This window comes from Pseudomonas sp. NFACC14 (assembly GCF_900106885.1).
GTDB classification, from domain to species: domain Bacteria; phylum Pseudomonadota; class Gammaproteobacteria; order Pseudomonadales; family Pseudomonadaceae; genus Aquipseudomonas; species Aquipseudomonas fluorescens_AA.
The window spans coordinates 1-5359 of the sequence record NZ_FNOA01000050.1; the positions used below are offsets into that span (position 1 = coordinate 1).

General features: G+C 64.7%; 1 protein-coding gene. It reads right to left on the bottom strand.

Translation table 11 applies throughout. The features are described 5' to 3' along the window. Positions 1-5359: non-ribosomal peptide synthetase (locus tag BLU85_RS30005; RefSeq protein WP_139212828.1), on the bottom strand; the 5359-nt coding region annotated here is incomplete at both ends.

Here is a 5359-nt window from a genome sequence, read left to right on the forward strand (position 1 = left end):
TGCGGCGAACGGCTGACCAGTTGCGGCACCACCAACAAGCGGCCGCCATGGGTCAGCGCGCCCCAGATTTCCCAGACCGAGAAGTCGAAGGCGAAGGAATGGAACAGTGCCCAGACGTCCTGCGGGCTGAAGTCGAACCACGGTTGCGTGGCCGAGAACAGCCGGGCCACGTTGCGGTGCTCGACCATCACGCCCTTGGGCAAACCGGTGGAGCCGGAGGTGTAGATCACGTACGCCAGGTGCTGCGACGTCAATCCCGACACCGTCGGATTCTCCACGGATTGACTGGCCAATCCGCAATTGTCGAGGTCAATCAGCCGCACCGATTCGTCGACCAGCAGCGCTTGGGTCGCGGTGTGCACGACGATTGCCACCGGGGCGCTGTCCTCGATCATGAAGGCCAGGCGCTCCAGGGGATAGGCCGGGTCCAGCGGCACATAACCGGCGCCCGCCTTGAGGATGCCCAACAGGCCGACGATCATGTCCAGGCCACGCTCGACACAGATCGCCACCCGATCATCCGGGCGAATGCCCAGGGCCAGCAAATGATGCGCGAGTCGGTTGGCCCGGGCATTGAGTTCGCCATAGGACAGCGTCCGGCTCTCGAACACCACGGCCACGGCATCAGGTTGTGTCGCCGCACGTGCCTCGAACTGCCCATGGATCAGCGCATTGTCGGCGTAGACCACATCGGAGGCATTCCAGGTTTCCAGCAGTTGCCGGCGCTCGGCCGGCGGCAGGATCTGCAACTCGCCCAATGGCGCCAGGGGCGACTGCTCCAGCGCCTCCAGCAGATGTTCCAGCACGCATTGCACATAGCCGCAGACACGCCCGGCGCCGATCGACGCTTCAGCCATGACGGTCAGGTTGAAGCCTTCGCCCAGGTCATCCACCGACAACGTCAGCGGATAGTTGGTCCGCTCTTCGCCGCCCAGTACCTGGATACCTTCCCAGGCCGCGATGGCTTCGCTGGAAGCCGTCTGCGCACCGAGGTGACGATAGTTCAGCAGCGCGCTGAACAACGGTGCCGGCGCGGTCACACCACTGCAACGCTGGGCCAGCACCAAAGAGGCATGCTCATGGCCAAGCAAGGCGGTCAAGCGTGCATGCGTCGCCTTGACCCCGGCACGTACACCCTGCGTGCCCAGCTCCACACGCAACGGCAAGGTGTTGATGAACATCCCCAGAGCCCGGTCGGCGCCCTCGCCGCCCTGCATCCGGCCCAGCAACACGGTGCCGAACACGACGTCGTCCTTGCCCGAGACACGGCCCAGCACCTGCGCCCAGGCCAAGTGATACAGGCTCGCCGCGCTCACCCCGAGTTGACGGGCCTGCGCTCGCAAGCGCTGGCTGAGCACTCCATCGACCGGCTGGCGGACTTCTTCGATCCCACGTCCGTCGCCCTGCACATCCTGCAGGCCGAACGGCAACGTCGGCTCGGTCACATCGCCCAGCATCTCGCGGAAGAACCCTTCGTGTTCTTCGCGGCTGATACCCAGACGGGCCTGGGCTACATAGTTGCGATACGGCACCGAGGCTGCCAGCAGATGCTCGCGCCCCATCACATGAGCTTCGACTTCCGCCGTGAGCATGGCCAGAGACGTCGCGTCGTCGACCATGTGGTGGAACAACAGCATGCCGACCCAGCGATTGTTCGCCACGTCTTCGGCATAGCCGATGCGCATCATCGGTGCCTGACGGATGTCCAGGCGATGATGGCGAGGGTGCAGGTGCTCGCGCAGTTGTTGCGCGATATCTCCCGCCGCCGGGTCCAGCACGATCTCATCGAGCCCCAGTCGGGCCTCGCGCCAGACCACTTGCACAGGTTCGTCCAGCCCTTCCCAGACCACGCCCGTGCGCAGGATATCGTGGCGAGACACCACGTCTTGCAACGCCCTGGCGAAGTCGTCCAAGCGGGCGCGGCTGTCGTAGGTGAATTGTACATATTGCAAATAGGGGTCGCCCTGGGCCGCCGCAAGGTGGTGATACAGGATCCCCTCCTGCAATGGAGCAAGGGCATAGATATCCTGCACATTGAGCACACCGCCCGGCACCGACGCGACGACGCGGTCGATACCGTCCTGGTCCAGATCGACCAGGGGCAACATGTCCGGTGTGATCCGTGTGCAGTCGGCGGGAATGAGGTTGGCCGGCACCACGATTTCGCGCACGCCGCCTACGGCCGCCGCCAATGCCGCCAGCGTTGGCTGGCCGAACAGCACACGGACATCGGCAGCCAGGTCGATCTGGCGCATGCGCTCGACCAGCTTCACTGCCAGCAGCGAATGGCCGCCCATTTCAAAGAAATGGTCATGACGGCCGACCTGCTCCACCTGCAGCAGGTCTTGCCAGATCCGCGCAATCGCCGTCTCGACCTCGCCTTGAGGCGCCTCGTATTCACGGGTCACCACCGAGGACTGGTCGGGCACCGGCAACGCCTTGCGGTCCAGCTTGCCGTTGGTGGTCAGCGGGAATACCGTCAACATCACGAACGCGCTGGGCACCATGTATTCCGCCAGGGAACCCAACAACTCGGCGCGCAGTTCGGCCGCCGACGGTGGCTCGCCCTCTTCGGCAATCACGTAGGCCACCAGGCGCTGGTCACCCGGGGTGTCCTGGCGCGCCAGGACCACGGCTTCACGCACGCCGTTGCAGGCGGCCAGCTTGGCCTCGATCTCACCCAGTTCGATACGGAAACCACGGACCTTCACCTGGTCATCGTTACGCCCCAGGTATTCGATACTGCCGTCCGCCAGCCAGCGACCCAGGTCACCGGTCTTGTACATGCGGGCGTTCGGCTCATCGCTGAAGGGGTTGTCGAGGAAACGCTCGGCGGTCAGCTCATCGCGATTCAGATAGCCACGGCTCACACCCGCGCCACCGACGAACATTTCGCCGACCACACCGACCGGTACGGGTTCGTGTTGTGCGTCGAGCACATACAACTGCAAGTCAGGGATGCGTTTGCCGATGGGGCTGACACCGGTCAGTTGGGCGTCGGCCGCACACAGCGCACGGTAGGTCACGTGCACGGTGGTTTCGGTGATGCCGTACATGTTTACCAGTTGCGTACCGGCATTGATCTCACGGGCGTACCACGGCTTGAGAATCCCGGTTTCCAAGGCCTCGCCGCCGAAGATCACCTGGCGCAGGCTGTGGGTCAGCTCGCTCTCGCCCTGGGCCGCGATCAACTGGCGGAACGCGCTTGGCGTCTGGTTGAGGATGGTCACTCCGGCCTCACACAGCAGCGCATAGCAGTATTGCGGGGAGCGGCTGACCAGTTGCGGCACCACCAGCAGGCGGCCGCCCTGGGTCAGCGCGCCCCAGATTTCCCAGACCGAGAAGTCGAAGGCGAAGGAATGGAACAGTGCCCAGACGTCCTGCGGGCCGAAGTCGAACCACGGTTGCGTGGCCGAGAACAGCCGGGCCACGTTACGGTGTTCGACCATCACGCCCTTGGGCAAGCCAGTGGAACCGGAGGTATAGATCACATAGGCCAAGTGACTGGCCCCAAGGCCCGGTACATCCGGGTTATGCCGTGGCTGCTGCTCCATTTCGCTGTCTTCGAGCGGATCGAGCAGCACGGTCGGCACGCTCAATGACGGCAGGGTTTCACGCCATTCCCGCTGGGTCACCAGCGCTACCGGGCTGCTGTCGTGCAACATGTAGGCAATGCGCTCGGCCGGATAGGCCGGGTCCAGCGGCACGTAGCCCGCCCCCGCCTTGAGGATGCCCAACAGGCCGACGATCATGTCCAGGCCGCGCTCGACACAGATCGCCACCCGGTCGTCCGGACGAATACCCACGGCCAACAGGTTGTGGGCCAACTGGTTGGCACGGGCATTGAGCTGGCCATAAGTCAGCGTCTGTTCTTCATGGACCACCGCCACGGCGTCAGGCTGGGCCATTGCCCAGGCTTCGAACTGACGATGGATCAGGGCATCTGCGGCGTATTCGGCATCCCGGGTGTTCCAGGTTTCCAGCAACTGCCGGCGTTCGGCTGGCGGCAGAACCGTCAAGGCGTGCAGCGCAGTGTGCGGCGCTTGCTCCAGGGCGGTGACCAGGCTGTCCAGCGCCATCTGCATGTAGCCACAGATGCGTGCGGCACCGATCGAGGTTTCGACCAGGGCCGTGAGGGAGAAACCTTCCCCCAGGTCGTCGACGTTGAGGGTCAGTGGGTAGTTGGTGCGCTCGTCACCACTGAGTGCCTCGATCCCGTTCCAGGCCGAGAGGCCATCCTGGGTCACCTCGGCGGCGCTATGACGGTAGTTGAGCAAGGCGCTGAACAGCGGCGTCGGTGCCGCCACGCCACTGCAACGCTGGGCCAGCGCGAGGGAGGCATGTTCATGGCCCAGCAGGTCTGTCAGTCGGGCGTGGGTCGCCTTGACCCCGGTACGAACATCCTGGGTGCCCACGTCCACGCGCAACGGCAAGGTATTGATGAACATCCCCAGCGCCCGGTCGGCCCCTTCACCGCCCTGCATCCGGCCCAGCAATACCGTACCGAACACCACATCCGGTTTGCCGGACACTTTGCCCAGCACTTGCGCCCAGGCCAGGTGCACCAGGCTGGCGGCACTCACGCCCAATTGCCTGGCCTGGGCCCGCAGACGCCTGGACAGCACGGGATCCACCGGCTCGCGGATCTCATCGATGCCATGGCCGTCACCCTGCACATCCTGCAGGCCGAAGGGCAGTGTTGGCTCGTCGATATCGCCGAGCATGTCGCGGAAAAACGCCTCGTGTTCCGCCTCGCTCGCCCCCAGTCGTGCCTGGGCCACATAGTTGCGATAAGGCATCGCTTCGCCCAATCGCTCGCCTTGCCCCAACAGGTGCAGCTGCATTTCATGCTGCATCACGTCCAGCGCGGTATGGTCCAGCGCCATGTGGTGGAACAGCAGGGTCGCCACCCAGCGGGCCTGGGCCTCATCCTGGGCGTAGACCAACTGCAGCATCGGCGCACGGCGCAGGTCCAGGCGGTAGTGGCGCGCATCGAAGCGGCTCGCCAGTTGTGTGGCGACATCACCGGCCGTGGCATCGGCCTCGAAGCGCTGCGGCGCCAGCTTCACCTGGCGCCAGACCAACTGCAGCGGTTCGTCCAGGCCTTCCCAGGCCACGCTGGTGCGCAGGATGTCGTGGCGGTCGATCACCACCTGCAACGCCTCGACGAACGCCTCGAAGCGTCCAAGGCTATCAAACGCGAACTGCGACTGGAGCACATAGGGGTCGCCCTGCTCCGCTGCCAGGTGGTGATAGAGAATCCCTTCCTGCAACGGCGCCAGCGGGTAGATATCCTGCACATTACGGGCACCGCCCGGCACGCTCGACACCAGGCGATCGATCGTGTCCTGGGTCAGGT